General features: G+C 65.1%; 14 protein-coding genes. 8 read left to right on the top strand and 6 right to left on the bottom strand.

Going from position 1 to position 20,245, the window contains the following annotated elements; genetic code table 11:
• Positions 1–90: 90 nt before the first annotated feature.
• Positions 91–1,491 (bottom strand): Gfo/Idh/MocA family protein, encoded by a 1,401-nt coding sequence (locus tag VT84_RS25370; protein ID WP_052560231.1) that lies wholly within the window; start codon positions 1,489–1,491, stop codon positions 91–93.
• A 690-nt stretch (positions 1,492–2,181) separates the two neighbouring features.
• Here VT84_RS25370 and dnaG point away from each other — a divergent pair.
• The 8 genes from dnaG to recN all read left to right on the top strand — a co-directional run bounded on the left by dnaG (position 2,182) and on the right by recN (position 11,223).
• A complete protein-coding gene (dnaG, locus tag VT84_RS25365; protein ID WP_162271850.1) occupies positions 2,182–4,104 on the top strand; it encodes a DNA primase in 1,923 nt (640 codons plus the stop codon).
• 123 nt (positions 4,105–4,227) lie between these two features.
• Positions 4,228–5,880 (top strand): RNA polymerase sigma factor RpoD, encoded by a 1,653-nt coding sequence (gene rpoD, locus VT84_RS25360; RefSeq protein WP_082841458.1) that lies wholly within the window; start codon positions 4,228–4,230, stop codon positions 5,878–5,880.
• Between the two features lie 142 nt (positions 5,881–6,022).
• Positions 6,023–6,559 (top strand): hypothetical protein, encoded by a 537-nt coding sequence (locus VT84_RS25355; protein ID WP_082841457.1) that lies wholly within the window; start codon positions 6,023–6,025, stop codon positions 6,557–6,559.
• A gap of 96 nt (positions 6,560–6,655) precedes the next feature.
• Complete coding sequence (locus VT84_RS25350; protein WP_082841456.1) at positions 6,656–7,357, top strand: zinc ribbon domain-containing protein; 702 nt, start codon at positions 6,656–6,658, stop codon at positions 7,355–7,357.
• Between the two features lie 59 nt (positions 7,358–7,416).
• Positions 7,417–7,614 (top strand): DUF4177 domain-containing protein, encoded by a 198-nt coding sequence (locus tag VT84_RS25345; RefSeq protein ID WP_052560235.1) that lies wholly within the window; start codon positions 7,417–7,419, stop codon positions 7,612–7,614.
• 200 nt (positions 7,615–7,814) lie between these two features.
• A complete protein-coding gene (locus tag VT84_RS25340; RefSeq protein WP_204249644.1) occupies positions 7,815–8,648 on the top strand; it encodes a TIGR02996 domain-containing protein in 834 nt (277 codons plus the stop codon).
• Between the two features lie 32 nt (positions 8,649–8,680).
• Entirely contained in the window at positions 8,681–9,472 is a 792-nt protein-coding gene (locus tag VT84_RS25335; RefSeq protein WP_082841454.1) for a TIGR02996 domain-containing protein, read from the top strand.
• A 41-nt stretch (positions 9,473–9,513) separates the two neighbouring features.
• Positions 9,514–11,223, top strand: coding sequence for a DNA repair protein RecN (gene recN / locus VT84_RS25330; protein ID WP_082841453.1), 1,710 nt, complete (start codon positions 9,514–9,516; stop codon positions 11,221–11,223).
• Between the two features lie 293 nt (positions 11,224–11,516).
• On the opposite strand, the gene VT84_RS25325 is transcribed toward recN, so the two are convergent.
• From VT84_RS25325 to VT84_RS25305, 5 genes are all read right to left on the bottom strand, one after another.
• On the bottom strand, positions 11,517–12,926 hold the full coding sequence (locus tag VT84_RS25325) for a PQQ-binding-like beta-propeller repeat protein (RefSeq protein WP_082841452.1): 1,410 nt from the start codon (positions 12,924–12,926) through the stop codon (positions 11,517–11,519).
• A gap of 434 nt (positions 12,927–13,360) precedes the next feature.
• Positions 13,361–16,849: a hypothetical protein gene (locus VT84_RS25320; protein WP_082841451.1), complete on the bottom strand. Its 3,489-nt coding sequence runs from the start codon at positions 16,847–16,849 to the stop codon at positions 13,361–13,363.
• Between the two features lie 226 nt (positions 16,850–17,075).
• Positions 17,076–17,957 (bottom strand): hypothetical protein, encoded by an 882-nt coding sequence (locus VT84_RS25315; protein WP_052560241.1) that lies wholly within the window; start codon positions 17,955–17,957, stop codon positions 17,076–17,078.
• A 155-nt stretch (positions 17,958–18,112) separates the two neighbouring features.
• A complete protein-coding gene (locus VT84_RS25310) occupies positions 18,113–18,952 on the bottom strand; it encodes a hypothetical protein (protein ID WP_082841450.1) in 840 nt (279 codons plus the stop codon).
• Positions 18,953–19,063: 111 nt separating this feature from the next.
• A complete protein-coding gene (locus VT84_RS25305; RefSeq protein WP_082841449.1) occupies positions 19,064–19,987 on the bottom strand; it encodes a hypothetical protein in 924 nt (307 codons plus the stop codon).
• Positions 19,988–20,245: the final 258 nt, after the last annotated feature.

Raw genomic sequence — 20,245 nt, 5'->3', positions numbered from 1 at the left:
AGCAAACAACCGGCGCTTCTCCCCACAAAAACGCCACGGCCCGCCGAAGTTCGGCGGGCCGTGGCGTTTCTGGATACCTGTCACATCACATTAGGCGTTGTAGCCGATCAGATCCCAGCCCTTGCGGTACGTGCGGCGGATGAGCGGGGCCGCTTCCTTGATGTCGGCCTGGCACTTCTCGCCGTCGAAGTTGAACGACTTGCCGGTGCGGATCGCCACGTTGCCCAGCAGGAACGCCGCGGTCAGCAGCCCGGCGTGGCCGAAGTTCGAGAGCGCCAGTTCCGGCTTGCCGGCCTTGATCGCCTCGACCCACTCGTTCTTCTGGCCCTGGTCGTGCTTGTTGTTCTCCGGCATCGTTTCGGGTTTGGTGTTGCTCCCGGTCCTCGTCCCGGTGCTGAAGAACACGTTCGCGCCGTAGTCGTCCGGCGAGTACGCGAACCCCTTCGAGCCGACGAGGATGGAGCCGCTGTCCACCAGCTTGCCCTTCGACAGTTCGGTGGCCTTCTGGACCAGGGCTTCCGGCGGGAGCACCTTCTTGCCGCCCTTCGTGCCCTCGTACCAGTGCACGGTGACGGGCGGCAGGTCCCCGCGCTTCGGGAACTCGATCGTGACGTGCGCGCTGCTGGGGCACGTCAGCGGGTTCACGTCGGCGGCCTCGGCCGACACCTTCACCGGGTGCGCGAGCTTCAGCCCCATGAACGCCATGTTCGCGGTGTGGCAGGCCATGTCGCCGATGGCCCCGGTGCCGTAGGCCCAGTACCCGCGCCACGCGAACGGGTGGATGCCGCCGGCGTACTCGAAGTCCGGCGCGACGCCGAGGAACTCGTCCCAGTGAACGTTCTTGGGCACGGAGCCCTTCTTCGGCGGCTTCTCCGGGCTGATGTCGGGCGCCTGCTTCCAGTACTTGGCCGGGCGGTTCGTCCACACGTGGACCTCGGTCACGTCGCCGAGTTCGCCCTTCTGGAGCAGTTCGGCGGCCCGGCGCAGCCCGTTCGCGGCCGTGCCCTGGTTGCCCATCTGGGTGCAGACCTTGTTCTTCTTCGCCTCGGCCCGCATCAGGTGGGCCTCGTACACGTCGTGCGTGAGCGGCTTCTGGCAGTACACGTGCTTCCCGGCGCGCATCGCGAGGATGCTGATGACCGCGTGGTTGTGGTCCGGCGTGGACACGGTGACCGCGTCGATGTTCTTGAGCAGCGCGGTGTCGTCGAACAGCTTGCGGAAGTCCGTGAACGTCTTGGCCGACGCCCACTTCTTGACCTTCGGAGCGAGGTGCCCCTCGTCCACGTCGCACAGGGCGACCACGTCCATCAGGTTCGCGGCGTCGTCGATGTCGCTGGAGCCCTTCCCGCCGACGCCGATCCCGGCGACGCGGAGCTTCTCGTTGGCGCGGAACACGCGGGCGGCGGACACCGCCGGAGCGAAGTGGAAGTAACCAAGTGCAGCAGCGGACGCGGCGAGCGCCTCGCGCCGGTTGATCCGACGGGTCGTCATGTGAGGGTCTCCAACCAACCGTTGTGGGAAGCGAGCGTGGGAGAAGCTGTGGAGCAAGCGCTCCGTGGGTGGCTTCGGAGGATGAGTCTAAGCCGGGCCGCACCAGCGGGCAACGAGAAAGGCGTTAGAACAAAATCGCCCTCTGCACCGGTCGTGCCGGCCGGGGCGCACGCGCACGAATCACCGACGGGAACGGGAACTTGCGTCGAGATTCCGGGTTCTCCGGGCCGCCGCTAGCCGGGTTATGGGTTAAGTTTGCGGGGTGCGGCGGTTGGGTGGGAGCTTGCCTTGACGGGTCCACACGACCGGCTATAATTCGCCAAGCATCAACGGATTGATGCACCGACCTTTATGGCTCAGAGGAGCCACGGCACCACTCGAGATCCCCACCCCAACCCACGGCGATCGACTTAGGCACACTCGCTCTCACTCGTTCCGCTGCGCCTCGTACATACTCGGAGGGGTACACAAAATACCCGAAACCGAGACCGGGCGAAAGACGAGAACTGTGAGACACAACGCCGGTTCGCCACGCTCCACCAGCACGGGGTTCCAGGGTTCACTCGACGTCCGCCAAGGCCGACCGACCGCTTTCAGTGAAAAAGTCAAAATGACAAGTGGCGAATGGACGACTGATCGTTCTCCATTTTGATCTTCTCATTTTCAGCTTTGCACGTTGAAAGGTGTCCCGTGCCGTCCGACCAGGTGGAGCTTACCAAACAGGTCAAAGCCGCCAGCGACATCGTCGCCGTGGTCGGTTCGTACATCAACATCATCCCGGCCGGCAAGATCTTCAAAGCCGTTTGCCCGTTCCACACCGACACCCGCCCGTCACTCGACATCGACCCCCAGCGCCAGCGGTACAAGTGCTGGGCGTGTGAGGCGCACGGGGACGTGTTTTCCTTCACGATGTTCCAGGAAAAGGTCGGGTTCAAGGAGGCCCGGGCTATACTCGCGGCGAAGGCCGGAATCAAGCTCGACGAGCAACAATCGCCGCAAGATTACCACCGCACCAAGCTGCTCGAGGTGATGCGCTGGGCACAGGCCAAGTACGCCTACCACTACCTCGAAGCCGACGAGGGCGCTGCGGCCCGTAAGTACATGGGCGAGCGCAAACTCGCCGGCAAAACCGTCCGCGACTTCGGGATCGGGTTCGCGCCGATCATCGGCGACTGGCTGGTGAAACTCGCCCAGGCCGAGCGCGTGCCCGTGGACGTTCTCGTCGAAACGGGCCTGCTCGCGACCCGCGAGGGGAACCGCGGGTATTACGACCGGTTCCGCGACCGGGTGATGTTCCCGATCAAGGACGTGCGGGGGCAGGTGGTCGGGTTCGGCGGCCGGATCATGCCGAACAACCCGTTAGCCGCGCGCGGACCGAAGTACTACAACTCGGCAGAAACCCCGCTCTTCCACAAGAGCGAACTGCTCTACGGGTTGGACCTCGCGCGCCACGCCAACGCGGGCTACATCGCGGTGGTCGAGGGCTACACGGACGTCATGATGGCCCACCAGTGCGGCGTCCCGCAGGTGGTCGCCACGATGGGCACCGCGCTGAACCCCAAGCACGTCGCGCAGCTCCGCCGCTATGTTCCCAAAGTCGTCCTCCTGTATGATGCAGATGCGGGCGGGTACACCGGGGTCGATCGCGCGCTCGCCATGTTCGTCTCGCAGGACGTGGAACTCGCGGTCGCGACGCTCCCCGAGGGCCTCGACCCGTGCGACCTGTTGGTGCGCCCCAACGGGATCGACACGTTCAAAGAGGTACTGACATCGGCGGTGGATGCGTTAGATTTTAAACTGAACAAACTTCTGGAGCGGGACTCGTCCCCCTCTATTGAAACGAAACGGCGCATTACAGACGACATCCTCGGCATCATGGCGTCCGCCCCGCCGATCCCCGGGGCGGCGGCGCAGGTGAAGCGGGAACTGATTATCACGCGGCTCTCACAAAGACTCGGTTCAAAGCAAGAGACGCTCTGGGCGCGGTTCGGCGAGCTGCGCAAGGAATACGAACAGAAGGAACGCGAGACCGAACAGAAGGAGCGCGAGCAGCGGGGCCGCGACGGGCGCCCGACGACCACGGTGCGACCGGACGCGGTCCTCCCGACGAACGAGCGCCCCCGCGGGGGCGCCAAAGCCGGCCCCGCGGTCGCCGCCGAGCGGCAACTGGTGGAACTGCTGCTCAGCGACCCGACGCTGGTCGCGGCCGCCGCCCCCAACGTGACCCCGGAGGAGATCACGCACAGCGGGCTGCGCCGCATCCTCACCGAACTGTTCACGGCGCAATCGGCCGGGATGGTGCCCGACCTGGAAGCGCTCCGCGAGCGGCTCAACGACCGCCCCGACCTGTTCGAGGCGGCCCAAACGCTCCAGTTCGTCGGCCAGCAGATGCAGGACCGCGAACAGTGGCTGAGCCGGCTGCTCAAGCGATTCGGCGAAATGAAGGCGGAGGCCGAAGCGAAGAAGGCTAAGGAGCTGCTGACCGGGGCGAGCGACGCGGAGACGATCGAACTGCTCCGGCGCATCCAACAAACCCGGCAACCGAAGCGGCCCAAGACCGAAGAAGCCAAGGACGACGACGACCCGGAACACATGGCCACACCCGCGGCGTAACCGGGTAACCGGGCGGGGCCGCCGACACGAGTCACCTGAGTTTCGCACCACGAGTTTTCAGAACCACCCGCCGCAGCAGCCATTGACGGCTCAACGCGGACGACCAGTGTGGGAGGGGTTCGGATGGACTGGAAGAACGACGAGGTCCTCAAGGCCCTGATCGAGAAGGGTAAACAGAGCGGTACCCTCACCTACGACGAGGTGAACACCGCGCTCTCGGCCGACGCCGAGCCCGAGCGCCTGACCGAGATCACCGAACTGCTCGACCAGCACGGCATCAGCCTGATCGACGCGGACGAGGACGCCGAGGACGCACCGTCCGCGGTCGTCGAGGCCCTGATCTCCGACCCGGAATCGTCCGCGTTCGAGGACTCGGACGGCGACGGCCGGCACATCGACGACCCCGTCCGGATGTACCTCACCCAGATGGGCCAGATCGACCTGCTCGACCGCCGGCAGGAGGTCTCGCTCGCGATGAAGATCGAGCTCACCAGGCGCCGGTTCCGGCGCAAGGTGCTCGAGTGCGATTACGCGATGCGCCAGGTCGTCGAGACCCTCAAGCGGGTCCACAGCGGCGACCTGCCGTTCGACCGCACGATCAAAGTCTCCCAGACCGAGAACCTCGAAAAAGACAAGATTCTCGCGCGGATGCCGCACAACCTGCGGACCCTCGAACCGCTGATGGAAGGCAACGTCGAGGACTTCCAGCGCCTCGGCGACGACCGCACCCCGGGCACGGAGAAGGAAGAGATCCGCGAGCGGCTCCGGCTCCGGCGCCGCAAGACGGTGACGCTCGTTGAAGAGCTGTCGATCCGCACCCAAAAGGTGCAGCCGCTGATGAAGAAGCTGGAGCAGATCAGCCAGCGGATGGACGAACTCGAAGCGGAAATCGAAACGCTCAAGGGCAACCGCACGGCCAAGGAGGAGCGCGCGAACCTGGAGAAAGAGCTCCAGGATTTGATGCTCATCACGCTCGAAGAACCGGCCAGCCTGCGCAAGCGGGTCGGCATCATGAAGCAGCGGTTCACGGAGTACGAGCAGGCCAAGCGCGACCTGTCCGGCGGGAACCTGCGGCTCGTGGTGAGCATCGCCAAGAAGTACCGCAACCGCGGGCTCTCCTTCCTCGACCTCATTCAAGAGGGCAACACCGGCCTCATGCGGGCGGTGGACAAGTACGAGCACCGGCGCGGGTTCAAGTTCAGCACCTACGCGACGTGGTGGATCCGGCAGGCCATCACGCGGGCGATCGCGGACCAGGCGCGGACGATCCGCATCCCGGTCCACATGATCGAGACCATGTCGAAGCTCCGCAACGTCTCGAAGCAACTGCTCCAGGCGCTCGGGCGCGAACCCACGATCGAAGAGACCGCGAAGGCCGCGAACATTTCCTACGAGGAATGCAAGCGGGTACTCAAAATCAGCCGCCAGCCGATCAGCCTCGACCGGCCGGTGGGAGAGAGCGAGGACTCTTACTTCGGCGACTTCATCGAGGACAACTCGGTCGACAGCCCGGTGAACGCCGCGACCAACGAGATGCTGAAGGACAAGATCGAGGGCGTGCTGAAGACGCTCACCTACCGCGAGCGCGAGATCATCAAGCTGCGCTACGGCCTGGGCGACGGGTACACGTACACGCTCGAAGAGGTCGGCCGCATCTTCAAGGTGACGCGCGAGCGCGTGCGCCAGATCGAGGCGAAGGCCGTCCGCAAGTTGCAGCACCCGGTCCGCAGCCGGCAACTCGAAGGGTTCCTCGACGGGCTGAAGAACAAGACGTGAGACCGTGCCCGTCCGGGCGAACGGCCGGTGTGACCCGGCTGGTGGAGGTGCGGCGCTCTCGCGTCAAAACCCACCAGTCGGGTCACACCGGTCCTGTTATTTCGGGTCGGTTAATGAACGGAATGTGCCGACAAAGAACCGCATGAAAGAACTCGCTTCGCTCAAAGTGGTGTCGTTCACCCGGTCCCGCGTTCCGAACGCCCACCCGGACGGCGCCCTCCCGTGGCAGACCTATCACACCGTTCGCAACGCCGTCGTGCGCACCTGCCAGCGGTACGGCGCGACCGGTCCGATGGGGACCATCAAGATCGATCCCGGCGCCGAGAGCCTGTTCCCGATGCTCGCCGAAGACCCTGAAGCCTGGGAGCCCGGCGCCCCCGATCCGATGTACTTCGTCCTCGACGACCAGCACAACCACGAGCGCTACCTCTACGCCGAACTGTACGGCGACGACCCGTTCAATCCCGGCTGGTTGCATTCCGTTACCGAGACGCTCCGGGAGTTCAGCGGTTGGGGGCTGGGGATCAGCAACATCCCGGACAGTTACATTCTCATCTTCGGCAAGCGGCTCATGGTCAAGGGACGGTTGAGTCGGTGCCGGTCGGTGCCGGAAGTGATCGAGACGGCCCGGCGCCTGCTCAAAAGGGGCAGCAAGCGGTGGTGGCAGTTCTGGCGCTGAGGGGACCGGTACTTCAACACCAGCCGACACGCCCGCTCCACCAGCCCGTTCCCGTTGGGCGTGCGCCTTTGATACAATGCCCGCAAAGGAGCCGCCATGTCGTCTGTTACTTCTGCCCTGCGCGAGTGCCATCGACTCCGAGTTCACCTCCGCAACCTGCAAGCCGAGATCGATCGCGGGCCGCGCGTGCTCCGGGCGCACCAAGACGATCTGGAGGCCGCGCGCCAGACCCACAAGGACCACCACGACTCCATTACGAAGCTCAAGCTCAAGCAGCGCGAAGACGAGGGCACCCTGAAGCAGACCGAGAACCGCCTCACGAAACTGGAAGACCAACTCAGCGGCATGGGCGTGCAGAAGGAGTACGACGCGAAGCAGTCCGAAATCACGCAAGCTAAGACGAAGAAGGGCGAACTGGAAGACACCATTCTCAGCACCATCATGGAACTCGAAGAGAAGACGGGCGCGATCCCAACCGTCGAGCAGGTGTGGGCACAAGCGCAGGCCGATTTCAAGCAGTTCCAGGTGGACGCGGCCGAGCGCCTGGAGGGGATGAAAGCAGATCAAGAAGTGTGCACGGCGGACCTCGCACGCACCGAAGCGACGCTCCCGCCGGACGTGAAGAAGACCTACGACAACATCGTGAAGACCAAGGGACCGGAGTCGTTCGCCGCGGCCAAGGCCCGCGTGTGCCAGGGGTGCCGGACGACCATGACCGAGGCCCAGTTCACCGCGCTGCGGGGCGGGGAGTTCCGCACCTGCAACAGTTGCGGGCGGATGCAGTACCCGGTGGAATGACGGTTTTTCGGTAACCCGACGCCCGGGCGCCTTCACACGAGCCACGCGGAGCACCAACCGTGACCAAGTGGGAGTACACCACGGCCCAGTTCATCACCCACGGATTGGGGAACGAGTCCGGCGCCGCCGGTCTCGAATTGGCCCTGAACCAGCTCGGCGCCGAGGGGTGGGAACTCGTTTCGTCCACGTTGTACCACAACGTCGAAGCCGAGCAGGACGTCGTGCTGCTCTACTTCAAGCGCCCCCTCCCCGTGTAGCCCTTTATTTCCGTTTCGAGATCGCCGTTACATCCTAACGAGCACACGCGGCCCGGGGTTGAAACCCCGGGCTATTCCCGGTGACCCCATTTGGGGTCACAAAGGCATTGGCGCTCGTTGAGGCACAAACCATTCGTTGTTTTCGGACCCCGAAGGGGTCACCGGGAATAGCCCGGGGTTTCAACCCCGGGTGTGAATCTGTGCCTCCCAAGAAGCGCGCGAACCTGTTCCCGTGGCCGGGGTCTTTTCCCGTGCCAACGGGGGACGATCATGTCCGAGCGCGACGCACTACTGGCCGCCGTTCTCGTGGCCCCGATGACGACCTCGCGCGGCTCGTGTTCGCGGACTGGCTGGAAGAAACCGCCCGGCCCGCAGCGATCGCGCGTGCGCGATTCATCCGGCTCCAGATCGAACTCGCGAACACCAGCCCCGACACCGCAACGTACCCCCAACACAACTTCGACCTCGCGGACGAAATCGATTCGCTCGCGGTACGGTGGATGCGATCCTGGCTGACCGAGTTCCCGCCCCAAGTGGCGCGCACCGTGTGGAGTCAGCGACTCGGCGCGGGTGCGTTCCGCCGCGGGTTCCTGGACGGCGTGCGCCTCTCGCCCAAAATGTTTCTCGCGACCGCTCCCGCACTATTCGCCGCGGCCCCGATCACCTCACTCCACTTGCACGGCGAGTACAGCGACGGGAAAATGACCGCCCTCTTCACCAGCCCGTACCTCCACAAACTTCACTCGGTCCGACTATCAGGCGGCTGGTGCGGCGACCGCATCGCCCGCCGACTCGCGAAATGCTCGGACCTCGGCGCGGTCCGCGAACTCGACCTCTCCGGGTGCTGGCTCTCGGACCACGGAGCGCTCGATCTGGCGCGGTCCCCGGCCCTCGCCCGGCTCTCGGTCCTGCGGGTCTGCCGGAACCGACTGACCGGGTTCGGCGTCTACATGCTCGCGAGCGCCTCAACGCTGTCGCCGCTCGCACGGTTCGATGCCGCCGAAAATCCCGGCGTGCGTGCGCCTCGTTGGTAGTCGCGGCATCGGATCGGGTATGATTCACATTCATGAACGATAGCGAGGCCCTCTTACGCACCATTGCGGCCGTACCGGACGAGGACACCCCGCGCCTCGTCTTCGCGGACTACCTCGATGAACTCGGGGGCGAAGCGAATTCCGCCCGCGCGCGGTTCATCCGGGTACAAATCGACCTGGCCCGCAATCCCGGTCGGAGCTGGTTCGCGAACGCGGACCGAATCGAAGAAACTGCCCGCCTCGCGGCCCGGTTCGCAGATTCATGGTTGAACGAACTGCCAAAATGGGCCGCGAGTGCGGCCCGAACTCGGCCCCTGGGGAGCGACGACTTCCCGCGCGGCTTTATGAGCACGTTCCACATCGATCCCGCCACGTTCACGCTCAAAGGGAACGAACTACTCGACGTCGCGCCGATTACGCGAATCGTCGCAGTCGCGCCTCTCAGTCGTGCCGATCTCACGGCACTTTTTGTGTCGCCGTTTCTGCTGCGTGTCCGCGAATTGCAACTCGCGCCGACCGACGGCGATTTGGCCGCGACGTTCATCAAGACTTCTCGGGTTCTGCACACGTGCGAGGAACTCGACCTGTCCATATGCGGCCTGACGGACGCCGGCGCAACCTCCCTAACCGAATCTCTCACCCTCACCAAACTCCGCGCACTGATCGCGCGCGGGAACCGACTCACCGAAAATGGGATCGCGGGCCTGTTGTCCGCGCCCAATTTACCGAATTTGCAGACTTTAGACGTTTACGGGGCGCCCGGCAGCCACCGGTGGGGGCGCCGACTGCGTGCGCGGTTCCCGCAGAAAACTGTACTTGTGTGACTCACCTTCACCCGACCGCGGGGCGAGCGTACTATTGCGGTATGCTCCGCGAATTGTCTGTCCAAAATCTCGCTCTGATCGAAGACGTGCGGGTCGAACTGCACTCGGGGTTCTGCGCCTGGACCGGTGAAACCGGCGCCGGGAAATCGCTGCTCCTCGGTGCCCTCGGTCTACTTTTAGGTGAGCGCGGCAGCGCGGAACTCATTCGCGCCGGCGCGGACGAGCTTCGTGTGACCGGCCGGTTCGAGCTGTCACGCGCCGAACAGCGCGCGGCCGCCGCGGAACTGCTGCAAACAGAGTTCGAGGAAGACGACCTCATCCTGACGCGCCGGCTGTCCCGGTCCGGCCGCAGTTCGGCCCTCGTGAACGACGTGCCCGTTGCGGTGTCCACGCTCCGGCGCATCGGCGAAATGCTCGTGGACGTTCACGGACAGCGCGAGAGCTACTCGCTCCTCCAGCCCGCGTACCAGCTCGAACTACTCGATGCGTTCGGCAAGCTCGTTGACGTCCGCAAAAAGTACGTCGAAAAAGCCGATCGCGTGCGCGAGTTGCGCGGGCAGCTCAAGGATCTTTCGGACGCCAAACAAGCCCGACAACGGGAACTCACCCTCGTCCGCTTCGAGCGCGAAGATTTGGACAACGCGAAGCTCACCCCGAACGAACTCCCCTCACTCGTCAAAGAGCGCGAGCGGCTCATTCACGCCCAGAGTCTCGCGAAGTTCACCAGCGGCGTCGCCGCGCGCCTCTCCGACGACGACGGAGCGGTGGCCGAAGTCATCGGCCGGCTCCTCAAAGAGTCACTCAAGTGGTCGTCGTTCGACCCGAAGCTCGCGGAAGTGAGTCAGCGCCTCGACGCCCTGCGCCCCGAAGTGGAAGACCTCGCCGATACATGCCGCGACCTCGCCGAGCGCTTCGAGTCCGACCCGGACCGGCTCGAAGAGGTCGAAAAGCGCATCGCGCTCCTGAAGAAGCTCCAGGCCCGGTACGGCAAAACGCCGGACGAACTGATCGTCTACCGCGACACGCTCGACGCGAAGGAAACTGAACTCCAGAAGCAGGAAGACGACCTCTCCGGTATCGATGCGCGTCTGCGTGTCGCCTACACGGAGATGAAAGAAGTCGCGAACGTGCTGAGTCGAGGTCGCGCGAAAGTGGCGAAAAAGCTCGCCGCCGATTCTCAAAAGCACCTCGCCGACCTCGGGATGCCGAAAGCAAAACTCGATGCATCGATTGAACTGATCGCGCTCCCGGACGACCCGATGGCGGGCGACGTGCCCATTTCGGGCATCGACCAACTCGAACTGATCCTCACCGCCAACCCCGGCGAACCCGCCCGCCCGCTACGCAAGGTCGCTAGCGGCGGCGAATTGTCGCGCACCATGCTCGCGCTGAAGACCGTCCTCGCCGCACACGACCCGGTTCGCACGCTGGTCGTGTTCGATGAAATCGACGCGAACGTCGGCGGGCGCCTCGGCGACGTACTCGGCCAGAAGCTCTCGACGCTCGGCCAGTCGCACCAGGTGCTCTGCGTGACGCACTTACCGCAGGTCGCGAGTTACGCCACGTACCAGTGGACGATCCGCAAGGAATCCACGACGAAACGCACCGCCACGACCATCACGCAACTGACGTCGGACGAGTCCCGCGTCGAGGAACTCGCGATGATGCTTCGGGGCGAGTCGCGCTCCGAAACCACTCGCAAGGAAGCCGCCGAAATGCTAAAAGTGGCTCAAATGCAGCGTGCGGGCTGAAGATAAGAAATGAACCGCGGATAAACGCAGATCACGCGGATCAAAGCCAAAGCAAGTTGGCCACAAAAAGCACGCCGTCGATGACAGTTAAGGGCGCCGTGAAGGTCGCGTTAGGACCATTTAATGTGTGGAAGTGACAGGTACTGGCGCCCACCTGCTCGTGGACACGCGCGGTTCGCCTGAGCCTCTTGGCGAACCGCGCGTGTCCACGAGCAGGTGGAACGACGCAACTGCGAGAACTCAACAGCCCTGAAGGTCGCGCCCAGTTTGTTGCGACAAACCCGCTAGAGCTGTTACTTTGCCGAGATGCAATACAGTGCGTCGACGCTGCGAATAAACAGCGCCCCGCTCGCGGCCGCGGGGCTCGCCCAGTAGGTGTCTCGACCGAGCTTGTTCACCCGCACCAAATCGAACTCACTGCCCGCCTTCAGAACGTGGGTCGCACCGGTTTCGTCCAGACAGAAGATGTGCCCGTCGGCCGCCCACGGGGACGCCCAGAACGCCCCAGCGGACGGGATGCGTTCTTTCGTGTACGCCGCCTTCCCGGTCTTCGCGTCGAAGCAACTGATGGTGCCGCCGTTGCGATCGAGCGTGTACACGAACCCGTCGTACACGAGTGGGGACGAAGCGGCCGGCCACGCGCGCGACGCGGTCCAAGCGACGCCCTCGCTCGACGTTTCGCCGGCCTTCGGCGTGATGTCACCCTTCGCACCGGCTTTCACTGCGAACAGCGTCCCGGCGGCTCGGCCACCGCCGCCTCCACCCTTCGGGCCACCCGGACCGCCGCCGCCACCCTGTCCCACGCCGACGTACAGGCGCTCCGCGTCACCCGTGGGGGACGCCGAACTTTGCCCGCCGCCCACGTCGAGCGTCCACACCACCTTGCCGTCGGCCGGGCTGTACCCGCGAATCGCTTGCGCGCCCGCGACGACGATGTCGGTGCGGTCCTTGGTTTTCCAAACAAAAGGAGTCGCCCACCCGGATTTCTCGCGCCGCTCCACCTTCCACACTTCTTTCCCCGTCTTCGTGTCGAACGCGGCCAGGAAGGACTTCTCTTCGTTGTCGCACTGGATGATGAGCTTGTCGGCCGCCAGCACCGGGGAACTCGCGGTGCCCCATCCGGCTTGCATCGCGTGGGTACCGAGATCCTTCTTCCACAGTTCTTTGCCGCTGAGATCGTAGCAGAACAGGCCCGTCATGCCGAAGTACGCGAACACGCGCTCGCCGTCGCTGACCGGCGTTTCGGTCGCGTAGGTGTTGCTCCCGTGCGTGGGGATCGTCGGCCGCGCCTCTTTGACGACCTTCTCCCACACGGTCTTCCCGGTAGCGCGTTCGAGGCACACGAGCTTGAACTGGTACGTGGCCTTTGGTGCCCCAGCGCCGCCGCCTCCACCCCCTCCGCCACCACCACCTTTTCCGCCGCCGAACCCGCCCCCGGACTTCGGCTTCGGCTGCCCCTCCGAGAACGCGGTGGTGACGAACACCTTGTCGCCGATCACGATCGGGCACGACCACGCGACGCCCGCCACGGCGACCTTCCAACGCACGTTCTTCTCAGCCGACCACTCCGCTGGCGGTTTGGCATCGGTTATGACCCCGGTTCCCGTCGGCCCGCGGAATTGCGGCCAGTCTTCGGCCTGACTACTGGTGGCAGCGAGCGGAACCAAGACGAGTAACGCGAGTAGCGGTCGGAATCGGCGCATCGAAACCTCGTGTTCTGAGCAAAACGGCACTCATTAAACCCGCAAATGGTTTAGCCGGGGACATGAAATTGCGATGAGTGGAGCCACGTTACAACCGAGATGTGCGGAGCGGCCCCTTCGTCGCGTCGGGGGCGATGTTTCGGGGCGAGTCGCGTTCCGAACCTGCCCGTAAGGAGCCCGCTGAAACGAGACTAAAAAGTGGTGCGAATGCAGCGTGCGGGGTGAGGGGAAGGTAAAAATGAGCCGCGGATCGTGCCTTCGATCTCCAAGGATTGAAATTCGTTGTCAGACACCGGCTATGGAAAAACGGAACCGGACTGCGAGATGAAGGGCCGTGCGAAACGCTGCTGTGACGGAAAGAGACGGGCGCCGCTGGCGGACCGGGCCGAAAACCCGGAACCGCCGACGGCGCCCGTGTGCGTACCGCCCGCGAGTTACTGGCGCGGGGGCAACTTCTCCAAGAACAGTTTCCCGCCCGTGGCCTTGTACGCGGTCAGGAGCGGCGGGTTGGCGTTGAGGAACTCGAAGTACCGGTTCTGGACCTCCGGCTGCCACTCGGTCACGGGGAACTGCTTTTCAATGTCCGCGAACCGCTTGCCCACGTCGTCGTAGGTCTTCTGGAGCTTGGCCGGTAGATCCTTGAGGATCTGCTGGTTCGCGGTCACCGTGCAGCGCTGGACCTCGAAGAACGAGTCCGCGAAGGCGTTGCGGAACTGTGCCATTTGCTCGTTCGTCGCGTCCTTGGGCGGGTTGGCCAGCCGGTTGCGCTGCATCCCGACCTGGGTCGCCCACTCGCGCACGGCCAGCCCCCATTCGGCGTTCGCCCTCTTCGGGTCGGCTTCGGCCGCGCCCTTGGCCTCGTGCAGTTCGGCCAGCGCCTTGCGGAAGTAGAGCCGCCCCGCGCCCCACCCGGGCTTGTCGGGGGTGCCGATCACCCCCTTGAGCAGCGCCTCGGCCTCCGCGAACTGTTTCAGTTCGATTTGTGCTTTCACAATGGAGTGTTGCGCGAACGCATGGTCGCGGACCTGGTTGAGCACCTTTCCGCGGTCCGCTTCCGGGAACTCTTCGGGCTTCTTCTTGTCCCAGTCGGCGTAAGTCGGGGCGGGCACCTTCTTGAGGGTCTCGAGCGCCTCGGCGTTCTTGCCGATGGTCTGGAGCGTCTGCCCGATGAACAGGAGCGACGGCACGGGGAGCGCCTTCGCGGTGCGGATCTTGTCGAGCAGCACGCCGAGGCCCGCGGCGAGGTTCTTGGCTTCGTCGGTCTTTCCCTCTTTCTGCCGGGCGACCATCAGGGCCGCGAGCTCGCGCCCGACCGGTTCGAGGAGCGGGAGGCTCTCGTCCACCGACCCGCCGGCCCGCACCATGAGGTCGAGCAGTGCGGCGGCTTCGGGGGCCTTCCCCCGGCGCACCTGCACGCGGAACGCGGCCAGGATCACGTCCACGCGGTTCTTGTCGATGTTCGCCGCGAGCTGGGCGATCCGGGCCTTCGACCGGGCTTCCGGTTCCGGGCTGCTGGCGCCCGCGGCCCACGACTTCATTTCCTCGGTGAACAGCGGCCCGGCGGTCTGTACTTGGCTGAGTACGGGCTGAATCAGTGCCAGCGCGGCGTCGAACTTGTTGTCGGCCGTCAGTGCCCGGGCGCGGAGGTACAGGGCGCGCGTGTAGGTGTCGAGCGCCAGGAGGTTCAGTTCCTGGCCGTCCGTGTTGAGTTTCTTCTCGTTGGTGACCAGGCAATCGAACGTGGGCACCTCGGCGAGGATCTTCCCCGCGAGGTCGAACGCCTGGTTGAACCCGGGGCTCGCGCGCTCCGCTTCCGGGTCGGCGCGCTCCTGGGCGAGCATCATCGACGCGAGCCGGCACCGGGCCGACAGGTAGCCGCGCACCTCGTCGGGCGCGGCGACGGACGCGGGCGCGGGGACTTTCGCCAGGTCGCCGGTGGCCCGGCGGTACAGGCGCGCTTTGTCCTCCTTGGGCAGGGGCGAATCGAGCGGCGCGACGAGCTGCGAGGCGACGAACCCCTCGAGTAACCGCGCGTTGGTGAGTTGCGCGTAGCTCGGGCGCACCTTCACCAGAACGTCGAACGCCTCCGCGTACTTTTTCTCGTCGGTCAGGAGCCCGGCGAGCTGGTGGCGCGCGGAATCGGTCGCGGCGTCGTTGGGGTACTTTTCGTCGAGGAACCGGGCCAGTGCGACGGCCCGGTCGCGGTCCGACTGGCGCGCGGCGGCGAGCGCGTCGCGCTCCTCGGTCTTGATGGCCCGGCTCGCGGAGACGTACCCGTTGAGCCCGAGGAGCCCCGCGGTGGCCGCCTTCCCGCCGGTGGTCTTGACCGTGCGGGCCACGAAGTCGCCGAGCACCGCGGCCTGGTAGAACTGCTCGTTCCGCTGGTAGAAGTAGATCAGCCGCAGGTACACGTCGGCGACGTCGGCGGGGCTGTCCTGTGGGGTGACCAACTCGCGTGCGCGCTCGAGCAGCGCGATGACGCGCTGGCGCGCGGCCCGGGTTTCGGCCCGGGCCTCTTCGACCTTCTTCGGGTCCGCTTGGGCGCCGGCGCCGAGTTTCGCCTCCTTAGCTTCCGCCGAAACCAGGTTGCTCATCTGGATGAGCGAGGCCATCTGCGCCTTCTCGAACGACTCGTAGCTGAGCGGGTTCTGGTCCGCGGTGCCGAGCAGCTTGCGCACGACGGCCGTGCGGTAGCGCGCGGCGCGGGCGGTGTACTCGTTGTCGGTCTGGGCCAGCGCGCGGTAGAGCCGCTCGGCCTCTTCCAACTGCTTGCGGGCCGTGGCGCCGATCGCGAGGACCGCCGGCGGTTTGGGCGCCGGGGTCGCGACGTCGGCCTGGAAGTGGAGCGAGCGCGCCAGGTAGTAGCGGACCGCGAACACCTCGGGCGTGGGCTTGCGCGCGGCGCCGTACTGGGTCAGCCACCGGCGCATCTCGTTCTCGCTGGCGGTGATCTTCGCCTGTACGCGCTCGCCGAGCGCGACCCGCGCGTTGCGGCGGAGCTGGAAGAACCGGGCGAGCCGCTGGCCGTCTTCGGCCTCGGGCCCGGTCGCGCGGAGGATCTCCGCGACCTTGCCGGTCGCGGCCGCGAGATCGCCCTGTTCGTAGGTGACTTCCGCGACCCAGGCGCGGGCGACCCAGACGGTCCGGTTCGTCGGCTGGCCCTTGTCCAGTTTGGCGAAACTGTTCCGCGCCTGTTCGAGGAACTTGTTCCGCTGCTCCTTTTGGGTGGCGTCCAGGATCTCCTCGGGCACGAACGTTTCGGCGATGCTGAACTGGTTGATGCCGCTGGCCAGTTCCGCCTCGAACGCCTCGGTTTCCAGCGCCTTTCGGGCACCGGGGGCGAGTGCCGGGTCGTCCAGGCGGGCCCGCAACTTGGCCGACGCGCTCGCGAACCGGCCGGCCGCGAGCTGGAACAGCGGGCGCGCCTTCTCGGCCTCTTTCGCCTGCTTGTGCTGGGCCTGTTCGCGGGCCTGGCGCTCCTCCGCGTCGTCACCCGGCGGGGGGATGTCCATTCTCCGCGCCCGGCTCAGAACCTCTTTCGCGTCGAGCGACGTGAGCTTGGCGACGGAGAGCAGCCCCTCGACCGCACGCGGGTGGTTCGGGTAGTTCTGCACGAAGGCGTTCAGCCCCTCTTTCGCCTCCGCGATCATGCCCAGGCGCGTGCCCTCGTCCGGCTCGTACTCGGATATTTCGAGCAGGCACTTCGCGCGCTCCAGCAGGAGCGCGGCCTTGTCGGTATCGGAGAGCGGCTTCCCATCGAGTTCCTTGAGGTACTCCATCGCGAGATCGCTTTGCCCGCTCTCGCGCAGCCCGCGCACCAGTTCGAGCGGGGAGGGCGGTTGGGCCGCGCCCGGCGCCGCGCACAGTCCCGCGAGCGCAACGGCCCAGAGCCACGGGTTTAAGGATCGTCCGCGAAACAACATAACCGTTCCCCGTTCACCAGATGCGAGTACCAACACCCACGAGGGCTACCGGTTCGGACGGGCGGGCGGCCGGTTTAGTTCCCCCGGATGAATTCTGGTCGGTGCGCGTGCCGTTCGCAAGTACCTCGTGTGCCGCAAGTAGCGCGTGCGGGGATAAAAAACACAGAACCCGCTGTGGTCGACCACAGCGGGTTCCGATTTCGACCTCAAACTTGGCGCCGGTGCGCTACTTCTTCTTCACGAACTTGTTAATTTGGTAGCTCTTGCCGGGGCCGTCGAGCCACTTGACGAACGCTTCTTTGGTCTTGTCGGTGAAGTCCTCGCCGGGCTTCACCATTGGGTACTTCCAGCCGTCCTGGTCGTCATTCAGCCCGAGCATGCCGAACGCCTGGTAGAAGTTGATCGCGTCTTTCGCGTTCGGGTCGGGCTTCCAGTTGCCCGCGGCGATGACCTTCAGAACGAGTTGGCTCTCTTCCGTGGGAACCTTCGCATCTTCGACCTCGCCCCCACCCTCCGGGTACGCGCGGTACTTGTTGACGAGCACGTGCGCGGCGAAGGCCCGGTCGTCGGCTTTCTCGCTCTTGAGCGCCTTCACCGGGTCGGCGAGGACCGCGAGCCCCTTCTTGACCTGCTCCACTTGCACTTTGTAATCCTCGGCCTTGGCGTCGGTGGGGGGCATCATCGGGCTGATGGTGTAGAAGTCGCCCGAGTGGTGCTTGGTGAGGTAGAACAGCCCCTCTTGTCCCTCGGTGAGATTGATCGGCAGCAGCCCTCCGCGAATGGGGCGGCCCGGCGGGGCGCCAGCCGCGGCCGGCGCTGCTGGCGGGGGCGGCAGGAACCCGACCTTGATGTGCGTCACGTTCGCGGCCCCGGCGAGGCCAGTTTCGATCTTGATGACGCCGATCTTGTACGACAGCTTATCGGGGGCGCCCGGCACCGGTGTCGCGCTGACGAGTTCTTTCTCGATCGCGGACACCTTACCGATTACGACCGCGTCGGCACGAACGAGCTTCTCGGTTGCTGTGAAGTTCCGGGCGATGCGCTTGGCCTCGACCGGCGCGACCAACACGAGCGCGGCCACCGCCGCAACGAGCAACTTGCGAGTCATGGGAACCTTTCGAGTAACACCTAGCTGTGCAGGTGAATGGTTTTTTGTAGCCGGCCTCTGTGAGGCCGGGGAGCCACTACCAAGGGGCGCCCGGCCTCACAGAGGCCTGTGCCACCAAACCAAAGACAAGTCGTCTGTCCGTAAACTCGCACGAATCACTTCTTGGGTACGATCTTCTTGATCCGGTAGTCCTTGCCCGCGCCGTCGAGCCACTTGGCGAACGCCTCACGGGTTTGCTCGACGAACTCCTGGCCGGCTCGCGGCTCGGGTTGCTTCCAGCCGTCGGCTTCTTCCAGTCCGAGCATGGAGAACACGCTGAATCCGTTGAACGCTTGCGACGCGATCATGGACTTCCACGGTCCCTCGGTGAGGGCCTTGAGCAGCGGGCGACTCTCCTCGGCGGTAAGCGGGACTTGTTCGATTTCGCCGCGCGTGCCTTCGGGCACCGACCGGAGATTGTAGACGATCGCGACTGCCGCGTTGTAGCGGTCCTCGGCCTTTTCTGCCTTCATCGCCTTGGCCGGGTCCGCGATGGCCGCGAGTGCCTTCTTCACGCTCTCGACCTGGGCCTTGTAGTCACCGGCCTTCGATTCGACCGGCGGCGTCAGGTACGGGATCGAGTAGAACCCGTTATCCGAGTGCTTTGTGACGAAGAACAGCCACTCGTGGCCCTCTTTGAGTTCCGGGTTGTCCGGCCCGCGCCGCAACCCGGCGGCGGGGGTAACGAACCCGATCTTGATGTGCGTGAGGTTCTCCGCGCCCGCGAGACCGGTTTCGACCTTCACGACCGCAATCTTGTGCGCGACCTTGTTCGTGCTTCCGGGGTACAGCGGCGCGTCGACCGTTTCCTTTTCGATCGACGTCACCTTGCCGACGACCACGACCGGCGAGCGGAGCGCGCGCTGGACCGGGGACGCGATCGGGGCGACCCGATCGGCACGAGCGGGAGCAACGAGTGCGAACACTGCGAACGCGACGAGCGCGGCGCGGGGCATGGTGGCACCGTGGTAGTGAGTGGCGGTAGTAATCGAGTTCAAGGAGCGAGGCCGGGAAACGGAACCAATCGGGTGCCCGCTTCTCGACCCCTGGTTGTCTTCATCCGATCGTTACTTTTCCTTCGGCACGACCTTCTTGATCTGGTAGCCCTTGCCCGGGCCGTCGAGCCACTTGACGAACGCTTCCTTCGTGATGGCGCCGAAATCGACCGGCGGTTGGCCCGGTTGCGGTTGAGGGAACTCCAGATCTTTCCAGCCGTCCTTGTCGGTGAGCCCGAGCTGGTAGAAGGCGTTGAGCGAGTTCGGGGTGAACACGGCTCCGGGGCGCGGCATGCTCGTCCACTTGCCTTCGGCGAGCCCCTTGAGGATGAGCTTGCTCTCGTCGGCCGGGATCGCGACCTCGTTGACCTCGCCGCCGGTGAGCGGGTAGGCGCGGTACTTGGTCACCATAATCATGGCGGTTTCGGTCCGCACGTCGGCCTTATCGCTCTTGAGCCCCTTCATCGGATCGGCGAGCACGGCCGTGGCCTTCTTCACTTCTTCGAGCGACTTCTTGCCGGCGTCGGTGGTGATGTCCACCGGGTGGTACAGGCCGGGCATGACGTAGAACTCGGCGGTCGGGTGCTTCGTGAGGAAGAACACCATCTGCTGGCCTTCCTTCAGTTCCGGCGCCTGGAACCCGGGGCGCACTACCGCGGGGCGGAGGCGCCCGGGTTGCGGGGCGTTCGGCTCGGCCTTGGCGGGCGGGATGAAGCCGATTTTGACGTGCGTGATGTTGTTCGCGCCCACGAGCGCGCTGTCGATCTTCACCACCGCAACCTTGTACGCGACCTTGTCGTTCGCGCCCGCGTAGGGCGACGCGGCATCAACGGTGTCCTTTTCGATGGCGGTGATTTTGCCGGTCACGACGACCGGGGCCGTGACCGCCATTTGTGCGGGCGGCGGCGGGGCTGCGATCCGAAGGGCGAAGGCCGAACTCGTTGAAACCGCGAATACGAGAGCGGCGATGACCGCCGTCATCAGGTACCGACGCATGCGAGATCGCTCCAAGGAAATGGTGAAAGGCGACGCGAGTGGTCCGGTTTAGTCAAGACGAGGCGTCTTAACAAATAGTTGTGTGGCGTGCGAAATTTCTTACCGCGTTAGACGCGGAGCGAGTTACACGGTCGAAAAATGTGACTCCGCCCATTGCGGCGGAGGAATGATAGGCTTACGTTAATACTAAGATCGAACTCCGTGTGGGTCCGATCTCCCGGCCGCCCGGTGGTGTCCCCGCACCTCCGGGCGGTATTT

Source organism: Gemmata sp. SH-PL17 (genome assembly GCF_001610855.1).
Lineage (GTDB): Bacteria > Planctomycetota > Planctomycetia > Gemmatales > Gemmataceae > Gemmata > Gemmata massiliana.
Note: the sequence above shows the minus strand (reverse complement) of the source record. Positions and strands in the feature narration are given on the sequence as shown.